The organism is Paraburkholderia ribeironis (assembly GCF_900019265.1).
Classification (GTDB): Bacteria; Pseudomonadota; Gammaproteobacteria; order Burkholderiales; family Burkholderiaceae; genus Paraburkholderia; species Paraburkholderia ribeironis.
The window spans coordinates 1-976 of sequence record NZ_CYGX02000100.1; the positions used below are offsets into that span (position 1 = coordinate 1).

A 976-nucleotide genomic window follows, 5' to 3' on the forward strand; every position below is an offset into this window, starting at 1 on the left:
CCGGTGACCGTGATAGAGCGATTTGGTCTTTGTCATCTGGTTATCTTAACTCGACCGCCCTTGCCAACGTGACAATGCCCTTTTTATCGTCACTAGTGCTTTGGACAAACACCCCTGACTAAGAAACTGACGGGTTGACATTGCATTGATGAAACGACTCCGGCGTGACTTTGCAAGAAGTACATTTTGAATAAGCTGCTTCTCACGATACGTCAGCGAACCGCATTCTCCGCTGTAACCGCGCCCGCCAGGCCTGCGGTGAGCGGGTTGGAATTAAGCTGCTAGATCGCAAGCCTTATGCCAAACTTGCTCAGCAGTTCGCAAAGGCGCTCTGGCCGCGAAGCGCGACAGGGGCCATTGCAGCAGATAGCAACGCATCACAGTTTGATTCCACACGGTTCTTAGACTCGCTAACAGAACGTCTCAACGAAGCGGGTGACGATCAAGTCGAGTCTAGCGGGAGCAAGTGCGGAATCCGGAGACGGCGTGTGAGGACGCGCTTCGATGTAGGGCTTATAAATGTTGAAAAGGAAACAGAATTGTTGCGATTGTCGGATTTGAGCGCAACGGTTCTGCATTCCAATTGACGAAGTGTACGTCCCGCGCATCACGCCGCGCGACTGCGCGGGGTGCACTGTCACGTTGGCGAGGTGGTCACGTAAGATGTCAACAGACGCCATCGGACTGGATGGCGTTGTCACGTTGGCAAGGGCGGTCGAGTAAGATGGCCATATGACCAAGAACAAATCGCTTTATCATGGCCATCGGTTTCCGGCAGCTGTCATTTGCTGTGCGGTTCGCTGGTACTTCCGGTTCCAGTTGAGCCTGCGCGACATCGAAGAGTTGCTGTTCGAGCGCGGCGTCGTGGTCAGTTATGAAACGATCCGACGTTGGTGCGACAAGTTCGGCGCGTGCTTCGCGCATCGCATTAGAGCCTCTCGCCGCAAACCGGGCGCGACATGGCATCTGGACGAGG

At 54.7% G+C, this 976-nt stretch carries 1 pseudogene; it reads left to right on the forward strand.

Features of this window, described 5'->3' with window-relative positions:
- Positions 1 to 732: 732 nt before the first annotated feature.
- Positions 733 to 976 (forward strand): annotated as a pseudogene (locus BN2475_RS30230) (IS6 family transposase); the annotation flags it as partial.